This window comes from Pseudomonas lyxosi (assembly GCF_047758685.1).
Lineage (GTDB): Bacteria > Pseudomonadota > Gammaproteobacteria > Pseudomonadales > Pseudomonadaceae > Aquipseudomonas > Aquipseudomonas lyxosi.
Genome location: NZ_CP180481.1, coordinates 1,025,295 through 1,042,123 on the forward strand (window position 1 = coordinate 1,025,295; position 16,829 = coordinate 1,042,123).

The 16,829-nt window shown below is 59.7% G+C and carries 16 protein-coding genes and 1 riboswitch; of the genes, 9 read left to right on the forward strand and 7 right to left on the reverse strand.

What is annotated here, in order from left to right:
• The first annotated feature begins 52 nt into the window (after nucleotides 1-52).
• Nucleotides 53-1,732: an NAD-dependent DNA ligase LigB gene (gene ligB, locus ACMXYI_RS04850; RefSeq protein WP_415771950.1), complete on the forward strand. Its 1,680-nt coding sequence runs from the start codon at nucleotides 53-55 to the stop codon at nucleotides 1,730-1,732.
• A gap of 108 nt (nucleotides 1,733-1,840) precedes the next feature.
• A complete protein-coding gene (locus ACMXYI_RS04855) occupies nucleotides 1,841-2,236 on the forward strand; it encodes a DUF1090 domain-containing protein (protein ID WP_415771951.1) in 396 nt (131 codons plus the stop codon).
• Between the two features lie 15 nt (nucleotides 2,237-2,251).
• Here ACMXYI_RS04855 and ACMXYI_RS04860 read toward each other — a convergent pair whose 3' ends face one another.
• Nucleotides 2,252-2,701 (reverse strand): c-type cytochrome, encoded by a 450-nt coding sequence (locus tag ACMXYI_RS04860; RefSeq protein WP_415771953.1) that lies wholly within the window; start codon nucleotides 2,699-2,701, stop codon nucleotides 2,252-2,254.
• A gap of 128 nt (nucleotides 2,702-2,829) precedes the next feature.
• Between ACMXYI_RS04860 and mltA the strand changes: the two genes are divergently transcribed.
• Complete coding sequence (gene mltA / locus ACMXYI_RS04865) at nucleotides 2,830-4,002, forward strand: murein transglycosylase A (protein WP_415771955.1); 1,173 nt, start codon at nucleotides 2,830-2,832, stop codon at nucleotides 4,000-4,002.
• 45 nt (nucleotides 4,003-4,047) lie between these two features.
• On the opposite strand, the gene ACMXYI_RS04870 is transcribed toward mltA, so the two are convergent.
• Nucleotides 4,048-4,431, reverse strand: a complete 384-nt coding sequence (locus ACMXYI_RS04870) for an MAPEG family protein (RefSeq protein ID WP_415771957.1) — start codon at nucleotides 4,429-4,431, stop codon at nucleotides 4,048-4,050.
• Nucleotides 4,432-4,471: 40 nt separating this feature from the next.
• Nucleotides 4,472-5,305 carry an EamA family transporter gene (locus ACMXYI_RS04875; protein WP_008152002.1) on the reverse strand — a complete coding sequence of 278 codons (834 nt, stop codon included), beginning with the start codon at nucleotides 5,303-5,305 and terminating at the stop codon, nucleotides 4,472-4,474.
• Between the two features lie 219 nt (nucleotides 5,306-5,524).
• On the opposite strand from ACMXYI_RS04875, the gene ACMXYI_RS04880 reads away from it, so the two are divergent.
• A complete protein-coding gene (locus ACMXYI_RS04880; RefSeq protein ID WP_415771959.1) occupies nucleotides 5,525-6,694 on the forward strand; it encodes an MFS transporter in 1,170 nt (389 codons plus the stop codon).
• A 200-nt stretch (nucleotides 6,695-6,894) separates the two neighbouring features.
• Nucleotides 6,895-8,160, forward strand: coding sequence for a cation:proton antiporter (locus ACMXYI_RS04885; RefSeq protein ID WP_415771960.1), 1,266 nt, complete (start codon nucleotides 6,895-6,897; stop codon nucleotides 8,158-8,160).
• On the opposite strand, the gene ACMXYI_RS04890 is transcribed toward ACMXYI_RS04885, so the two are convergent.
• Nucleotides 8,161-9,048 carry a formate/nitrite transporter family protein gene (locus ACMXYI_RS04890; RefSeq protein ID WP_415771962.1) on the reverse strand — a complete coding sequence of 296 codons (888 nt, stop codon included), beginning with the start codon at nucleotides 9,046-9,048 and terminating at the stop codon, nucleotides 8,161-8,163.
• A 64-nt stretch (nucleotides 9,049-9,112) separates the two neighbouring features.
• Nucleotides 9,113-9,526, reverse strand: coding sequence for an acyl-CoA thioesterase (locus ACMXYI_RS04895; protein WP_415771963.1), 414 nt, complete (start codon nucleotides 9,524-9,526; stop codon nucleotides 9,113-9,115).
• 198 nt (nucleotides 9,527-9,724) lie between these two features.
• Nucleotides 9,725-9,827, forward strand: a riboswitch (S-adenosyl-L-homocysteine riboswitch).
• 23 nt (nucleotides 9,828-9,850) lie between these two features.
• On the opposite strand from ACMXYI_RS04895, the gene ahcY reads away from it, so the two are divergent.
• The 4 genes from ahcY to ACMXYI_RS04915 all read left to right on the forward strand — a co-directional run bounded on the left by ahcY (nucleotide 9,851) and on the right by ACMXYI_RS04915 (nucleotide 15,315).
• Complete coding sequence (gene ahcY, locus ACMXYI_RS04900; RefSeq protein WP_046045260.1) at nucleotides 9,851-11,260, forward strand: adenosylhomocysteinase; 1,410 nt, start codon at nucleotides 9,851-9,853, stop codon at nucleotides 11,258-11,260.
• Between the two features lie 89 nt (nucleotides 11,261-11,349).
• The gene (gene metF / locus ACMXYI_RS04905) at nucleotides 11,350-12,195 is read left to right on the forward strand and encodes a methylenetetrahydrofolate reductase [NAD(P)H] (protein WP_415771965.1); all 846 of its coding nucleotides are present in this window, start codon (nucleotides 11,350-11,352) and stop codon (nucleotides 12,193-12,195) included.
• A gap of 197 nt (nucleotides 12,196-12,392) precedes the next feature.
• Nucleotides 12,393-13,208, forward strand: a complete 816-nt coding sequence (locus tag ACMXYI_RS04910; RefSeq protein WP_415771967.1) for a substrate-binding periplasmic protein — start codon at nucleotides 12,393-12,395, stop codon at nucleotides 13,206-13,208.
• A gap of 223 nt (nucleotides 13,209-13,431) precedes the next feature.
• A complete protein-coding gene (locus ACMXYI_RS04915) occupies nucleotides 13,432-15,315 on the forward strand; it encodes a DEAD/DEAH box helicase (RefSeq protein ID WP_415771969.1) in 1,884 nt (627 codons plus the stop codon).
• A gap of 249 nt (nucleotides 15,316-15,564) precedes the next feature.
• On the opposite strand, the gene ACMXYI_RS04920 is transcribed toward ACMXYI_RS04915, so the two are convergent.
• Both ACMXYI_RS04920 and ACMXYI_RS04925 read right to left on the reverse strand, forming a co-directional pair.
• A complete protein-coding gene (locus ACMXYI_RS04920) occupies nucleotides 15,565-16,149 on the reverse strand; it encodes a YceI family protein (RefSeq protein WP_415758779.1) in 585 nt (194 codons plus the stop codon).
• A gap of 32 nt (nucleotides 16,150-16,181) precedes the next feature.
• Nucleotides 16,182-16,733, reverse strand: coding sequence for a cytochrome b (locus ACMXYI_RS04925; protein ID WP_415771971.1), 552 nt, complete (start codon nucleotides 16,731-16,733; stop codon nucleotides 16,182-16,184).
• Nucleotides 16,734-16,829 lie beyond the last annotated feature (96 nt).

The following is a 16,829-nucleotide window of genomic DNA, read 5'->3' on the forward strand; positions in this document are numbered from 1 at the left end:
CTGAAAATCCGTCCTAGCCTTCAAGCATTCCACTTGAGCAAGGACGCTCACGATGCCGCTCCACCTGCGCGTGTTTTTCGGTTTTCTACTGATCATTTTCTGTCTGACCACCCATGCCGGCGAGTGCCCCGACTGGCCGCCCGCACGCGCCCTGGACGAAATCACGTCACTGCAAAAACAAATCGACCTCTGGGACGACAGCTACCACCGGGGCGGCCGCTCATTGGTCGCCGATGAACTCTATGATCAGTCCCGTGCACGACTGACCGAATGGCGCACTTGTTTCGACCTGGACCCATCCGCAGAACCGCTACGTACCGCGGGCGGCACGATGCCTCATCCCATCGCCCACACAGGCCTGGAAAAACTCCACGATGGTCGCGCCGTCGAAGCCTGGCTAAAAGGACGGAGCGATGTCTGGATTCAGCCCAAGATCGACGGCGTGGCGGTGACGCTGATCTACCGCAAAGGCCTACTGACTCGGGCTATCAGCCGCGGTGACGGAGTAAATGGCCAGGACTGGACGGCTTCGGCGCGCCAGATCACCGCCATCCCCCAACAATTGCCGCAGCCACTGGACCTGCTGCTGCAAGGTGAACTCTATTGGCGCCTGACCGACCACGTACAGGCCCGTGCCGGCAGCCTCAATGCACGCGCCACAGTGGCCGGTTTGATGGCCCGCAAAAAATTAAGCACTGAGCAAGCCGCCGGGATCGGCCTGTTTGTCTGGGACTGGCCTCAAGGCCCGGCCAGTTTGCCCGCCCGCATCGCAGTCCTGGATGAGTTGGGTTTCCCGAGCACCGCACCTTACAGTCACTCGATCAAGGTATTTGCCGACGCTGAACGCTGGCGCGATCACTGGTATCGCTCGCCCCTGCCCTTCACCAGTGATGGCATCGTCCTGCGCCAGGATCAGCGCCCACCCGCCGAGCGCTGGCAGGCTAAACCGCCTTACTGGAGCGTCGCCTGGAAATACCCTTTTACCCAGGCCCTGGCCGAGGTGCGCAAGGTCCATTTCAAGATTGGACGGACCGGACGGATCACGCCGGTATTGGAACTGACACCGGTGATGCTCGATGACCGGCAGATCAAGCGAGTCAGTGTGAGCTCACTGCAACGCTGGGAAGCACTGGATATCCGGCCCGGAGATCAGGTCGCCATCAGCCTGGCAGGCCTGACCATTCCCAGGCTTGACGGTGTCATGCTGCGCAGCACCGAACGCGCTGAATTGAGCGTACCGCTGGCGGAGGACTTTCATCATTTGAGTTGTTGGCAGCCGACACCGGGGTGCGAAAGCCAATTCCTCGCCCGACTGACCTGGCTCAGCGGCAAGCAGGGACTGGCCTTGCCGCATGTCGGCCCTGGCACTTGGGAGAAACTTTTCGAAACAGGCCGTCTGAATGGCCTGCTGGATTGGTTGACCCTCGATGCTCAAGAGCTTGCTAACATTGACGGCTTCGGCGAACGCAGCAGCGCTCGTCTGTTGAGCAGTTTCAACGGTGCCCGACAACGCCCTTTCGCTCGCTGGCTCAAAGCCCTGGGTTTACCGCCGACCGGCCAGGCGCGGCTTGCCGATTCATGGCAGGAACTGGCACAACGAAATATCGAACAATGGCAGACAGAAGCCGGCATCGGCCCGGGACGCGCAGCGCAATTGAGCGCATTTTTCCGTGACCCGCAGGTCCTGGCCTTGAGAGAAACATTACGTCTTGCGGGGATTGACGGTTTTTAGCGGCCGGCGATGCCCGTCAACCCGGGAACCCGGGAACCCAATGGTGCCGCTGGGCTCAAACACCCCATCGCCACATCGACCCGATTGCCTTATTCACATGGAGCCTTTATGAAACTTCTTTCACCGCTCGCCCTGTTGACCCTTTGCAGCGTGCTGGCCGCTCCACTGATGGCCGCCGAAGAAGCTCCGGGCCTGACCGGCTGCGCCGCAAAGAAGCAGGGCCTCATCAACCAGATTGAACTGGCCAAGTCTCACGGTAACGCCGATCAGCAGGCAGGCCTTGAAACGGCCCTGAGCGAAGTCACTGCTCATTGCACCGATACTTCCCTGAAGAAAGAACGGGAGAACAAGGTGCTCGACGCCAAGCACGAAGTCAGCAAGCGTCAGGCTGATCTGGACAAGGCCATGAAGAAAGGCGACGCCGAGAAGATCAACAAGCGCAAAGACAAGCTCGCCGAGTCCCGCAAGGAATTGCAGGACGCACTCGACGAGCTGGATAAGTAAGGATCAGTTCAGGATTCAATGATCCCGAAACTCTTTATGGCAGGCACTGCAGGCATCTTCGACCTTCTGCACCGCCGGCCCAAGGTTACTGGCCTTGTAGGGCTGGACCTTGCTGGCAGTCACCAATTCACCGGTGGCGGCTTCAAGGGTGCGGGCCATGTCCTGGAAGTGTTCCTGTTTCTGCCAGACATCGCTCTTGGCGCTGGTGTGATCTTCTTCGCGCACCTGCGGAAAATGTTTCCAGGGTTCACGGGACAACGCATCGAGTTTCACGGCACCGTCAGCGAATTTCGGCCCGTCAAACGGGATGCGACCACGCAACATGCCGCCCAGGTCTTCGCCGGTCTTGAGCATTTGCTTGAAGATCGCCTTGCGCTGGCCCAGCGGCGAGTTGGGATCGACACCACCGCAGGCGGACAACGTCAGGCAGGCCAGCAATACAACAGAAAGTCTTTTAAGAGTCATGGTGGCTTCAGGTCACGGGAAACGGCGGCCAGTATCCTCGCGTCATCGGCAAAGACCAATAGCCCTATTATCAATACGGGTTGTTTGAGCGCATGGAGCACTCAGGCAACCGACAAAGGAATTACTCCATGAACAGCCGTTTCAAGGCATGGCGTCACAACCTCGCCTGGACCCTTCCGATGGTGGCCGTGCTTGCGGGCTGCACCGGTGGCGACAACAACCAACCGAAAACCCACGCCCTGGCGACCTACTCCAGCGCCACGTGGGAAGCACTTCCGACGGTGTCCGACAACGACCTGGTCGCCGGCTTCGGTTCGTGGCGCAGCGCCTGCACCCGACTCAAGGCCGACCCGGTATGGGGCTCGACGTGTGCGGCTGCCGCCAACGTGCCGCAAACCGCCAGCGACATTCGTGGCTTCCTCAAGCAGAACCTCGACGTCTACGGTCTACGCGCCGCCAATGACAATCCCAACGGCTTGATCACCGGCTATTACGAGCCGGTCTACCCCGGCAGCCTGACCCAGACCGAAGTGGCGAACATCCCGGTGTACGGTGTGCCCGAAGACATGATCATTGTCTCTCTAGACAGCATCTACCCGGAACTCAAAGGCAAACGCCTGCGCGGACGACTCGAAGGTCGCGTGCTGAAGCCTTACGACGATGCGGCCACGATTGAAACCAAAGGGGTCAAGGCACCGGTTGTTGCCTGGCTGACCGACCCGATGAATCTGCAATTCCTGCAAATCCAGGGCTCGGGTCGTATCCAGCTCGATGATGGCCGACAGTTGCGCATCGCGTATGCCGATCAGAACGGTCACCCGTATCGACCGATCGGCCGCTGGCTGGTGGACCAGGGCGAGCTGAAAAAAGAAGAAGTGACCATGGCCGCCATCAGCAATTGGGCCAAGGCCAATCCGACGCGCATTCCGGAACTGCTGGGCAGCAACCCCAGCTACGTATTCTTCACCCGCAATCCGGACAGCAACGAAGGGCCTCGCGGCTCGCTGAACGTACCGCTGACCGCCGGCTACAGCGCGGCGGTGGATCGCAAAGTGATTCCGCTGGGCAGTCTGCTGTGGTTATCGACCACTAAACCGGACGGTACCGCACTGGTACGCCCGGTTGCCGCTCAGGACACCGGCGGCGCAATTGCCGGCGAAGTCCGTGCAGACCTGTTCTGGGGCACGGGCGAGGCGGCCGGGCAATTGGCCGGCGACATGAAACAGCAGGGGCAGATCTGGATGCTCTGGCCTAAAGGCGCAGCCCTGCCTCAAGTGCCTCAGGTGACCGACAAGCTTTAAAGTCAAAAGATCGCTGGCTTTGCCAGCGATCTTTTGATCTGGCTCTTAAACAGAAACCACAAAGAAACTGACAATCAACCCCATCCCCACCAACCACACCAGCGACCGTAAAATCGCCCAGTCCGCCAAGTAGCAAATGATGTACAGCAGCCGACTGGTGATGAACAACACCGACAGCACATTGATCGTCACCAGTTCGGCATTGCCGGCCAGGTGCGCAACGATCACCGCGGCCGCGAACGCGGGAATCACTTCAAGACTGTTCAGATGCGCCGCATACGCGCGTCGGCCAAAACCATTCAGTGACTCGAGAAAGTCGCGGGGGTCATGGTTGTCTTTCAGCCTGAACCCGCCGCTGACCCTGGCGATGCCCGTGCAGATACAGGGCAGGAAAATCGCGATCAAAATGCACCACAGAGCAACCGTCATAACGCAATCCCTTCTTCAAGTTTCAAGAGTCGAGCTCCAGTCAAAACTTCATCACCAGCATGCCGATCAGCACCAGCCCACAGGCTAAGAGCCGTGGCCTGCCGAAAGGTTCTTTCAGGTAACGCATGCCGAACAGCACCACCAGAATCACGCTGATCTCGCGCAATGCCGCCGCTTCGGCAATCGAGCCCAGCTGCATGGCCCAAAGCACCAGAGCGTAGCTGAACAACACGCAAAACCCGACCGCCAACCCCAGTCGCCACTGTTCCCGCCAGAACAACATGAAGGCCGGTCGCTTACGCACCAGTGCCAGTAACGGGAACGGCCAGGCGCTGAGCAACGTGACCCACACCAGGTAATCCAGCGGATGCGACCAGCGCCGCAACGCCTGGCCATCGATGAAGGTGTAGCAGCCGATGCACAGGCCGATCAACGCCACCACCGGCAGCATCGACCACGGCAACCGCGCACCGCCGCCGCCCTGCCAGAGCAGGCACAGCATGCCGAACGGGATCAGCAGAATCCCGAAGATCTGCTGGTTCGTCAGCACTTCCCCGGCAAAAATCAGCGTCAGTGCCAGCACTACCAGCGGCGACAAGCCACGCATCAGCGGATAGACCAGCCCGAGATCGCCGACCCGGTACGCCTGGATCAGCAAATAGCGATAGAGCAATTCGAACGCCGCCGACGCCAGAATCCACGGCCAGATGTCCAGGGGTGGCAACGCCACGAACGGCAGCATCAGTGCGACAAACAGCATTGCAACGCTGTCCATGCAGGCCACCACCAGCAGCCGTTCCGCACTGAATTTGATCAGGGTATTCCACGCCGCGTGCAACAGCGCCGCTACCAACACCAGTGCTGTTGCAAGCACGGCACACTCCTTTATTTGTTGTTGTTCCCTACGGCAAGCGCCCAGATAATTGATTCGCCATATGTCAGCAGCTGTTTATACTGCAAGCGACCACGCCGCACTCAGTTGCGCACAGACTAATTCCAATAAATTTTTGTCACCGCCCGCTCTCGTCGAGAACGGGCGTCGGCATGCGTATGCCTGATCAGAGCGTCAAGACTACCGACAGAGACCTTGCGCATGCCACTCGCCTTGCTTGCCCTCGCTGTTGCCGCGTTCGGCATCGGCACCACTGAATTCGTCATCATGGGTTTGCTGCCCGATGTCGCCCGCGACCTCGCCGTGAGCATCCCCCACGCGGGCTTGCTGATCACCGGCTACGCCCTGGGCGTGGTCTTCGGTGCGCCGATCCTCGCGATTGGTACAGCCAACATGCCGCGCAAAGCCACGCTGCTGGGCATGACCCTGATGTTCATCCTCGGCAACATTCTTTGCGCATTGGCGCCGAACTACGCCACGCTGATGGCCGCACGAGTGGTCACCGCGCTCTGCCATGGTGCGTTCTTCGGCATCGGTTCGGTGGTTGCCGCCGGTTTGGTGGCCCCGAACAAACGCGCCCAAGCGATTGCGATGATGTTCACCGGCCTGACCCTGGCCAACGTGCTGGGCGTGCCTTTGGGCACCGCGCTCGGGCAATACGCCGGCTGGCGCTCGACGTTCTGGGCGGTGTCGGTGATCGGTGTGATCGCGGCCATCGCCCAGTGGGTCTGGCTGCCGAAGGACATCGCGATGGACAAGGCTAACCTCGCCAGCGAGTTCAAAGTGCTGGGCAAGGTCAACGTGTTGTTGGCGCTGGGCATGAGCGTGCTGGCGTCGACCAGCCTGTTCAGCGTCTTCACTTACATTGCCCCCATCCTGCAAGACATCACCGGTGTCAGCCCGCATGGCGTGACCATCATGCTGCTGCTATTCGGGGTCGGACTGACGGCGGGCAGCATGCTCGGTGGTCGCCTGGCTGACAGTCGATTGCTGCCGTCGCTGGTGGGTATGGCGCTGGCCGTACTGGTCGTGCTGGCCGCGTTCTCACAGACCAGCCACTCAGTGATTCCAGCCGCAATCACGCTGGTGCTGTGGGGCATCTTCGCCTTTGCCCTGTGCCCGATTTTGCAACTGCTGATCATCGATCAGGCCCATGAAGCGCCGAATCTGGGTTCAACGTTGAACCAGAGCGCGTTCAACCTCGGCAACGCAGCCGGTGCGTGGATTGGTGGGCTGGTCGTCGCCAGTGGCGCGGACCTGGCGGATTTGCCGTGGACCGGCGCGCTGGTCAGTGGCTTGACGGTGCTGACGGCGCTTTTCTACATCTATCTGCAACGTCGCGGTGCTGCTGCGGTCAATGTGTCCGGCTGAATAACTGCATTGCTGCTGACACCGCTATCGTCGGAACGCCGCCCGGAGCAAGCTCGCTCCCACATTGGTTCTCGCCGTGCGCAAAGTCTGTGTTCACTGGCGATTAAATGTGGGAGCGAGCTTGCTCGCGATGAAGCTGACGCGGTGAACCTGCCGAATACCCAATCACTATCTACCACCTCCCATCCAAAGGACCCCGGATGCTTGAACTTGTCGCTGCGTTTATCTGCCTCACCACACTCCTCACCTACGTGAATTTCCGCTTCATCGGCCTGCCCCCGACCATCGGCGTCATGGTCACCGCGCTGATGTTTTCCCTGCTGCTGCAAGGCTTGAGTTTCATCGGCTACCCCGGTCTCGAAGAACGTGTGCAACAGCTGATCGGCCAGATCGACTTCGGCGATCTGCTGATGAACTGGATGCTCTCCTTCCTGCTGTTTGCCGGCGCCTTGCACGTCAACCTGAATGACCTGCGCAGCTATCGCTGGCCCCTCGGTTTGTTGGCAACCTTCGGCGTGTTGATCGCCACCGCCGTGATCGGCAGCCTCGCCTATTACATTTTTGCCCTGTTCGGCTGGCACGTGAGCTTCCTCTATTGCTTGCTGTTCGGCGCGCTGATTTCCCCCACCGACCCGATCGCGGTCCTCGGCGTACTGCGGACCGCCAACGCATCCAAGCCACTGAAAACCACCATCGTCGGCGAGTCCTTGTTCAACGATGGCACCGCCGTGGTGGTGTTCACCGTGCTGCTGGGCATCGCGCAACTCGGCGAAACCCCGACCGTCGGCGCCACGGCCATGCTGTTCGCCCACGAGGCGATTGGCGGCGTGCTGTTTGGTGGGCTGATCGGTTACCTGGTGTACCTGATGATCAAGAGCATCGAACAGCATCAGATCGAGGTGATGCTGACTCTGGCACTGGTGATCGGCGGCTCGGCCATGGCGTCGGAACTACACGTCTCCGCGCCGATCGCGATGGTGGTCGCCGGCCTGATCATCGGCAATCTGGGCCGCAATCTGGCGATGAACGACATGACTCGCAAGTACCTGGACGGTTTCTGGGAATTGCTCGATGACATGCTCAACGCCCTGCTGTTCGCTCTGATCGGCATGGAGTTGTTGCTGCTGCCGTTCAACTGGTTGCATGTGCTGGCGGCGAGTTTGCTGGCGCTGGCGATTCTGCTCTCGCGCCTGCTGACGGTGGCGCCGGCCATCGTGCTGCTGCGGCGTTGGCGTACGGTCCCGCGCGGGACGATCCGGATTCTGACCTGGGGTGGTTTGCGCGGTGGTGTTTCGGTGGCACTGGCCCTGGCCTTGCCGCTGGGGCCGGAGCGTGACCTGCTGCTTAGCATCACCTACATCGTGGTGCTGTCGTCGATCCTGTTGCAGGGCTTAAGCATCGGCAAACTGGTCAAGCACGTGACCAAGGATGAGCCTGCGCCAGCGGCACAGGCCGAGCATCACTGATTACTTTTTGGTCTTCTGCGGGTCGGGCTCCCGGCCTTGATCCGCAGTCTTCTTCGGCGGCCCGCTCTCGCTGCGAATCTGCGCATGGCTGATCAGCGCGAAGATGAAGCTGCCGCCGATGATGTTCCCCGCCAGCGTCGGCCCGGCGAACACCAGCCAGAAATCCTTCCACGGCAACTCGCCGGCAAACACCAGATACGAGACCTCCGCCGAGCCGACCACGATGTGGGTGAAATCCCCCAGTGCCATGAGGTAGGTGATGAGGATGATGATCCACATCTTCGCGCTCTCCATGGACGGAATCATCCAGACCATGGTGGCGATCATCCAGCCCGACACAATACCCTTGGCAAACATCTGGCTGGCGTCGTTCTCCATGATCTTGCGCCCGATATCAAGGAAGGCCAGGTCGGTCTTGCTGTCGAAAATAGGCAGATTCAGCATCACATACGCCACCAGCAACGTGCCGCAGAGGTTGCCCACCAGCACCACCGACCACAGGCGTAGCAATCGACCGAAATTGTTCAGTGTGGGTTTTGTCATGATCGGCAGCACCGCCGTCAACGTGTTCTCGGTGAACAACTGCTGTCGGGCGAGGATCACCGCGAGAAAGCCTGCGCAGTAACCGAAACTGGCGATCACCTTGAAGCCTTCGCCGTCCGGCAGACGGGAATTGAGCAACCCCATGGCCATCAACGACAGGCCCATGGTCAGGCCGGCGGCCAGCGCCGACCACCACAAGGCGGCGACACTGCGCTCAAGCTCCTGATCGCCCTGGGTGCGGATGATTTCGTGCAGCACCGCGGCGCGCGGCGGCTGGCTCTTGTCGACGTCGTGCCGTTCTTCCGGCGACAGGTTTGGGGTTTTGCCTTCTTTCTTGGCGTCCATAAAGCTCCGGAACCGGTGGTGTGTCATGTAGGTACGACACGCGGGGTTCGGAGCTGTTCAGTGGTCAGCCAATATCACTCGCGACGTCGTCATCCTTGAACTGGTCTTTGACGTACGTGATCTCGGTCCGGCCGTGCGGCGCGGGCAAGCCGTCTTCACCCAGATTGACGAAAACAATCTTCTCCACCGTCAGGATGCTTTTGCGGGTGATCTTGTTACGCACTTCGCACTTCAGGGTGATGGAGGTGCGACCGAATTCGGTAGCGGTGATGCCCAGTTCAATGATGTCGCCCTGGCGCGAGGCGCTGACGAAGTTGATTTCGGAAATGTACTTGGTGACCACACGCTGATTGCCCAATTGGACGATGGCGTAGATCGCCGCTTCTTCGTCGAGCCAGCGCAACAGGCTGCCGCCGAACAGCGTGCCGTTGGGGTTGAGGTCTTCGGGTTTTACCCATTTGCGGGTGTGGAAATTCATATTCACTCCTGACCGTCTTGCCGATTGATGCCGGCCATCATGGCAGAGCCCGATCTAGAGCTCTATCAAGCATCGGCTATGGCCTCGATTACCGTTCAGACATTGACCAACAGAAACGCTTTGGAAGTATCGCTCACACGGCTATAATCGCCACCGTTTCAAAACGGTAACGTTCCATTGATACCGTTTTCCCGCCACCTGTCCGAGGGGCGCTGCAGCAGGCTCGACCTGTCAGGCTCGGATGGGGCGTTGCTTGACCGTTATCGGTCAGACACTAAACGCACAACGGCGCCCATTCGCATACATTACGAATGGAGGCTCATCATGAGCGCTGTTATCACGCCTGCAGATTTTAACGATTACAAAGTTGCCGATATGTCCCTGGCTGCCTGGGGTCGTCGCGAAACCATCATCGCCGAATCCGAAATGCCGGCCCTGATGGGTCTGCGCCGCAAGTACGCTGGTGAGCAGCCGCTCAAAGGCGCGAAAATCCTCGGCTGCATCCACATGACCATTCAGACTGCCGTGCTGATCGAAACCCTGGTTGCCCTGGGTGCCGAAGTACGCTGGTCGTCCTGCAACATTTTCTCGACTCAGGACCAGGCCGCTGCCGCTATCGCTGCTGCCGGCATCCCGGTTTTCGCCTGGAAAGGCGAAACTGAAGAAGAGTACGAGTGGTGCCTGGAGCAAACCATCCTCAAAGATGGCGCGCCTTGGGATGCCAACATGATCCTCGACGACGGCGGCGACCTGACCGAGCTGCTGCACAAGAAATACCCGGCGATCCTGGACCGCGTCCACGGCGTGACCGAAGAAACCACCACTGGCGTTCACCGCCTGTTGGACATGCTGGCCAAGGGCGAGCTGAAAATCCCGGCCATCAACGTCAACGACTCGGTCACCAAGAGCAAGAACGACAACAAGTACGGCTGCCGTCACAGCCTGAACGACGCGATCAAGCGCGGTACCGACCACCTGCTGTCCGGCAAGCAAGCGCTGGTCATCGGTTACGGTGACGTGGGCAAGGGTTCGGCCCAGTCCCTGCGCCAGGAAGGCATGATCGTTAAAGTCTCCGAAGTTGACCCGATCTGCGCCATGCAAGCCTGCATGGACGGCTACGAGCTGGTTTCGCCGTTCATCGACGGTATCAACAACGGTACTGAAGCAAGCATCGACAAAGCGCTGCTGGGCAAGATCGACCTGATCGTGACCACCACCGGTAACGTCAACGTTTGCGACGCGAACATGCTCAAAGCCCTGAAGAAGCGCGCTGTTGTCTGCAACATCGGCCACTTCGACAACGAAATCGACACCGCTTTCATGCGCAAGAACTGGGCTTGGGAAGAAGTGAAGCCGCAGGTTCACAAGATCCACCGTACCGGCCCTGGCGCATTCGACGCTCAGAACGACGACTACCTGATCCTGCTGGCCGAAGGCCGTCTGGTTAACCTGGGTAACGCCACCGGTCACCCAAGCCGCATCATGGACGGTTCGTTCGCCAACCAGGTTCTGGCTCAGATCTTCCTGTTCGGCCAGAAGTACGCCGACCTGTCGCCAGCCCAGAAAGCCGAGCGCCTGACCGTTGAAGTACTGCCGAAGAAACTCGACGAAGAAGTGGCCCTGGAAATGGTCCGCGGTTTCGGCGGCGTCGTGACTCAACTGACCAAGACCCAGGCCGACTACATCGGCGTGACCGTTGAAGGTCCGTTCAAGCCGCACGCTTACCGCTACTGATTGGACCCGGCGGGCTTTGCGCCCGCCGATCCTGACCAGGCGGACCGGCCATCACCGGCCCGCCTTTTGCGATTGCAAAGGGTATTCCCATGTCCCAAGAACGTCGCTACAGCTTCGAGTTCTTCCCTACGAAGACCGATGCTGGGCATGAAAAACTGATTGCTACGGCCCGTCATCTGGCGACCTACAATCCTGACTTCTTCTCCTGCACCTACGGCGCTGGTGGTTCGACCCGTGATCGCACCCTAAACACCGTGTTGCAGCTCGAAAGCGAAGTCAAAGTCCCTGCCGCACCGCATTTGTCCTGCGTTGGCGACAGCAAGGACGACTTGCGCGGCCTGCTGACCCAATACAAGGCGGCCGGCATCACCCGTATCGTTGCCCTGCGCGGCGACCTGCCTTCCGGCATGGGCATGGCCAGTGGCGAAATGCGCCACGCCAATGACCTGGTTGAATTCATTCGTGAAGAAACCGGCGATCATTTCCACATCGAAGTCGCCGCTTACCCGGAAATGCATCCGCAAGCGCGCAATTTCGAAGACGATCTGAAAAACTTCGTGCGCAAGGCCAACGCCGGCGCCAACAGTGCGATCACCCAGTACTTCTTCAACGCCGACAGCTACTTCTACTTCGTCGAGCGTGTACGGGCGATGGGCGTGAACATCCCGATCGTTCCGGGAATCATGCCGATCACCAACTACAGCAAGCTGGCGCGCTTCTCCGATGCCTGCGGTGCGGAAATTCCGCGCTGGATCCGCAAGCAGCTGGAAGCCTACGGCGACGACACCCAGAGCATTCAAGGCTTTGGTGAGCAAGTCATCACCGAGATGTGCGAACGCCTGCTGCAAGGTGGCGCTCCAGGGCTGCACTTCTACACGCTGAACCAGGCCGAACCGAGCCTGGCGGTGTGGAACAATCTGAAGTTGCCGCGCTAAAAGCAAGATCAAAAGATCGCAGCCTCGTTTCACTCGACAGCTCCTACAAGGGATTGCGTACTTTGTAGGAGCTGTCGAGTGAAACGAGGCTGCGATCTTTTGCGTTCAACGCAATTTTATTGTGAAGCAACACACGGAGTTAGAGCTTCTGGATCCCGTTTCTGGCTCTTTCCGGTTTCTCGTCGTAATCTCAAGCCATGCCTTTGATCGCGCAGTTACTGACCGTGTTTCTTTTTACTTGCCTGAGCTTCGCCGCTCGGGGCGAGAAGCTGCGCATTGTCACCGAACCTTGGGCGCCATACGTGTATGAGGAAAACGGCAAATCCCTGGGACTGGACTACGAAACCACCGCCATCGTCTTCAAACGCCTGGGCATCGAAGTGGAATGGCAGTTCCTGCCGTGGAAACGCTGCCTGTCGATGCTCGAAACAGGCCAGGCAGACGGCGCGCTGGACATCTTCCACAGCAATGAGCGCGACGCCACCCTGCTCTACCCCGGCGAGCCGCTCTCGGAAGTGGAGTTCGTGATGTTCTACGCCAATGAGCGGCCCCACCCTTTTCGCACCCTGGCCGACCTGAAAGGGCTGACCATCGGCACTTCCCCAGGCTATCTGTACAGCCAGGACTTCAGCGAATCGACCCTGTTCACTCGCGAACCGGCGCCGACCCATGAAGCCAACTTCGGCAAACTGGTGCGCGGGCGGATCGACCTGCTGATCACTGATCGCAGGGTTGGTCAGCACTTGCTCGATGAATTGGGCATCCGCGACAAGATTACCGAGAACCCGACCGTCATCAGCCACCAGAGCCAGTTCCTGGCAGTACGCCGCAACGCCGGCATGGACTTGTTGGTGCAGCGCTTCGGCGCCGAACTCAAACGCTTCAAGCGCGAGCCTGCGTACGCAGAACTGAGCGCCCGTTATGGCGCCGATCCGGCTGCCGAGGTCAAAGCCACCAGAGCCACCGCCGCCAGCGGAAAAACCGTTGAGCAGCAGGAAAGCGGCGCGCAGTGATTGCTCTGTTATACTCCGGCCTTCCCGCCAGGCTCACGCCCGGACGCTCGGACTTGTTCAAGGCATCTCGACCCCGCTACAGCGCAGCTTTTCAGCCCGCGCGAGCACTCCAGATGAGCCTTCTTGGCCCAGCAGGACCGGACGGGATTGCGTTCCTCTTAAACGCCATTCGCGCCAGGCAAGACTCCCATTGGGCCAAGCCCTAACTAAAACAGGATTACTCATGTCCTTTGCTTCCCTCGGTCTCTCCGAGGCTTTAGTCCGCGCCATCGAGGCAGCGGGCTATACCGAGCCTACTCCGGTGCAACAGCGGGCCATTCCCGCCGTGTTGCAAGGTCGCGACCTGATGGTCGCGGCTCAGACAGGTACTGGTAAAACCGGCGGCTTCGCCCTTCCGATTCTGGAGCGGTTATTCCCCAACGGTCACCCGGACAAATCCCAGCGTCACGGCCCGCGCCAACCGCGCGTACTGGTCCTGACCCCTACCCGCGAACTCGCGGCTCAAGTACACGAGAGCTTCAAGGTCTATGCTCGTGACCTGAAGTTCGTCAGCGCCTGCATCTTCGGCGGTGTCGGCATGAACCCACAGGTTCAGGCCATGTCCCGCGGTGTTGACGTGCTGGTGGCCTGCCCCGGCCGCCTGCTCGACCTCGCTGGTCAAGGCAGCGTCGATTTGTCCCACGTGGAAATCCTCGTGCTGGACGAAGCCGACCGCATGCTCGACATGGGCTTCGTCCATGACGTGAAAAAGGTCCTCGCCCGTCTGCCGAGCAAACGCCAGAACCTGCTGTTCTCGGCGACTTTCTCCAAAGACATCACCGACCTCGCCGGCAAGCTGCTGCACAACCCGGAACGCATCGAAGTCACGCCGCCGAACACCACGGTCGAGCGTATCGAACAGCGTGTTTTCCGTCTGCCAGCCAACCACAAGCGTTCGCTGCTGGCGCACCTGATCACCGCAGGCGCCTGGGAACAGGTTCTGGTGTTCACCCGCACCAAGCACGGTGCCAACCGTCTGGCCGAGTACCTGGACAAACACGGCCTCAGCGCCGTAGCGATCCACGGTAACAAGAGCCAGAACGCTCGCACCAAAGCCCTGGCCGACTTCAAGGCGGGCGAAGTGCGCATCCTGGTCGCCACCGACATCGCCGCTCGCGGCCTGGACATCGACCAGTTGCCACACGTGGTCAACTTCGAATTGCCAAACGTCGACGAAGATTACGTTCACCGTATCGGTCGTACCGGCCGTGCCGGTCGTTCGGGCGAGGCGATCTCGCTGGTCGCTCCGGACGAAGAAAAGCTGCTGAAAAGCATCGAACGCATGACCAAGCAGAAGATTGCCGACGGCAACCTGATGGGCTTCGATTCCAGCGCTGTAGAAGCCGAGAAACCAGAAGTCCGCGAGCGTCCGGATGTGCGTAACCCGCGCAACCCACGTGGCCCGCGCGGCGACGGTCCGAACGGCACTGGCGGTGGCGGCGGTCGTAAAGACAAAGGCAAGGACAAGGGCGGCAAGGAAAAACCTGCAGCCACTGGCCGCGGTGATCGCCCGGCGCGTGAACACAAGCCACGCGAAGGCACTCCGGCTCGCGAGCAACAGCGTCCAGCACCACGCGCTGCTGCTGCAGACCGTGCTCCGGACGAGTTCCTGGATGACGATATCGATAACTTCGGTAACCGCGTCGACTACGTTCCTCAAGCCAAACCGGCTCAGGGCCGTGGTCGCCGTCCGGGTGCTCCGGCACAAGGCACGACAGCTGGCGCAGGTGCTCCGCGCACCGGCGGCGGCAAGCCTCAGGGTCGTCAAAGCGGCCCACGCAGCAGCGATGGCGCAACCACCGGCACGCCGCCGGCCAAGCGCAGTGGCCCACGCAATGGCGCTCCACGTGACGGCCAGGCCCGTCGCGAAGAGTCCCGCAACCGCCGCCCTGCCCGCACCGACGACCAGCCGCGTTCGGAACCGGCCGTGCAAAACCCGCGCGGCCCGGCACCGAAGATCATTCACAAGGAGTCGAAAACCGATCGTTTCCCGACTCCTGAGCAACTTGATCAACTGCCAGGCCGTCCGCGCGGCGAGAAACCAGCCTTGCTGACCCGCAACCGCTGAGTTAACGCAGCCATAAAAAATGCCCCTGATCGCGAGATCAGGGGCATTTTTTTGAACTCATGTAAACCCTGTGGGAGCGAGCTTGCTCGCGATGGCGCCTGTTCAGTCAGATCTGCTGCGACTGACACACCGCTATCGCGAGCAAGCTCGCTCCCACAGTAGATTTGCGGGGATCGTGCAGATTGCGCCAGGCAATAAAAAACGCCCCCAATCGTGAGATCGGGGGCGTTTTTGTTTTAGCGGCGAAAGTTACTTCGCTTTCACACCTTCAAACGAAACATACAGCTCGACCGCGTCGGACTGTGGGCCCAGGTCTTTCTGCTTGCCGAAATCGGAACGCTTGATGCTGGTGGTGCCTTCGAAGCCGGCACGGTAGCCGCCCCATGGATCCTTGCCTTCACCCAGGAAAGTGGCCTTGACCACGACAGGCTTGGTCACGCCAAGGATGGTCAGGTCGCCGGTCACGTCGGCAGTGTCTTTGCCAGCGGCGTTTTTGCCGGTGGATTTGACGCTGGTGGAGACGAACTTGGCTTTAGACCCGTTCAGGAAGTCTTTGCTGGCGATGTGCTTGTCGCGCTCGGCATGGTTGGTGAACACGCTGGCGGTGTTCACGTTGAACTCGATCTTGCTGTCTTCTGGCTTGGCAGCGTCGAAGCTGAACTTGCCGTCGATGTCCTTGAAGGTACCGGTGATGAAGCTGTAGCCCAGGTGGCTGATCTTGAAGTCAACGAAGGCGTGCTGGCCTTCCTTGTCGACAACGTAGTCAGCTGCCATCACGTTGGCGGACAACAGGGCAGAACCGATTGCCAGAGCGGCGAGCGTCTTTTTCAACATGCTTTCTATTCCTTTGGAGTCGAGGTTGAACATCAGGTTTTGCGCCCCAGCATTCGCGTCAGGGTCGCATCACGATCAATAAAGTGGTGTTTCAGTGCTGCCAACGCATGGAGACCGGAAAAAATTACCAGCGCCCAGGCCAGGTACAAATGAATCACACCGGCTGTGTCTGCCTGATCCGGTAGTCCGGATATCAGTGCAGGAACTTCAAACAGGCCAAACACCGGAATCCCGACACCGTCTGCGGTGGAAATCAGGTAACCGGTAATCATCACAGCGAACAGACTGAGATACAGGAACGAGTGCCCGAACTTGGCGCCAATGCGCGTCATGCGGTTATAGCTTTCCAGTACTGGCGGCGGCGGGCTGATGAAACGCCACAGCACCCGTAGAACCATGACGGCTAACAACACCAGGCCAATGCTCTTGTGCAAGTCGGGCGCGTCTTTGCGCCAGGTGCTGTAGTAGTCGAGACCGACCATCCACAAGCCCAACGCAAACAGACCGAAGACCACCAGCGCCACGCCCCAGTGCATGAAAATGCTGACCCAACCGTAGCGCGAAGAAGAATTACGTAACTGCATTGCCCAAATCCTGTGAGAACTGCGACCAAGACTATCGAGTTATCTATCGAGTTAAAGCGGAAAATTTCGCTTTGAAATATCGAGAAATACGATCAA

Excerpts from the sequence above, each read along its gene's own strand:
- ACMXYI_RS04885 (WP_415771960.1), top strand. The coding sequence starts at position 6,895 with ATGCTTGAACTTGTCGCTGCGTTTATCTGCCTCACCACACTCCTCACC.
- ACMXYI_RS04910 (WP_415771967.1), top strand. The coding sequence starts at position 12,393 with ATGCCTTTGATCGCGCAGTTACTGACCGTGTTTCTTTTTACTTGCCTG.
- ACMXYI_RS04920 (WP_415758779.1), bottom strand. The coding sequence starts at position 16,149 with ATGTTGAAAAAGACGCTCGCCGCTCTGGCAATCGGTTCTGCCCTGTTG.
- metF (WP_415771965.1), top strand. The coding sequence starts at position 11,350 with ATGTCCCAAGAACGTCGCTACAGCTTCGAGTTCTTCCCTACGAAGACC.
- ACMXYI_RS04870 (WP_415771957.1), bottom strand. The coding sequence starts at position 4,431 with ATGACGGTTGCTCTGTGGTGCATTTTGATCGCGATTTTCCTGCCCTGT.
- ACMXYI_RS04860 (WP_415771953.1), bottom strand. The coding sequence starts at position 2,701 with ATGACTCTTAAAAGACTTTCTGTTGTATTGCTGGCCTGCCTGACGTTG.
- ACMXYI_RS04925 (WP_415771971.1), bottom strand. The coding sequence starts at position 16,733 with ATGCAGTTACGTAATTCTTCTTCGCGCTACGGTTGGGTCAGCATTTTC.
- ligB (WP_415771950.1), top strand. The coding sequence starts at position 53 with ATGCCGCTCCACCTGCGCGTGTTTTTCGGTTTTCTACTGATCATTTTC.
- ahcY (WP_046045260.1), top strand. The coding sequence starts at position 9,851 with ATGAGCGCTGTTATCACGCCTGCAGATTTTAACGATTACAAAGTTGCC.
- mltA (WP_415771955.1), top strand. The coding sequence starts at position 2,830 with ATGAACAGCCGTTTCAAGGCATGGCGTCACAACCTCGCCTGGACCCTT.
- ACMXYI_RS04895 (WP_415771963.1), bottom strand. The coding sequence starts at position 9,526 with ATGAATTTCCACACCCGCAAATGGGTAAAACCCGAAGACCTCAACCCC.
- ACMXYI_RS04880 (WP_415771959.1), top strand. The coding sequence starts at position 5,525 with ATGCCACTCGCCTTGCTTGCCCTCGCTGTTGCCGCGTTCGGCATCGGC.
- ACMXYI_RS04915 (WP_415771969.1), top strand. The coding sequence starts at position 13,432 with ATGTCCTTTGCTTCCCTCGGTCTCTCCGAGGCTTTAGTCCGCGCCATC.
- ACMXYI_RS04890 (WP_415771962.1), bottom strand. The coding sequence starts at position 9,048 with ATGGACGCCAAGAAAGAAGGCAAAACCCCAAACCTGTCGCCGGAAGAA.
- ACMXYI_RS04855 (WP_415771951.1), top strand. The coding sequence starts at position 1,841 with ATGAAACTTCTTTCACCGCTCGCCCTGTTGACCCTTTGCAGCGTGCTG.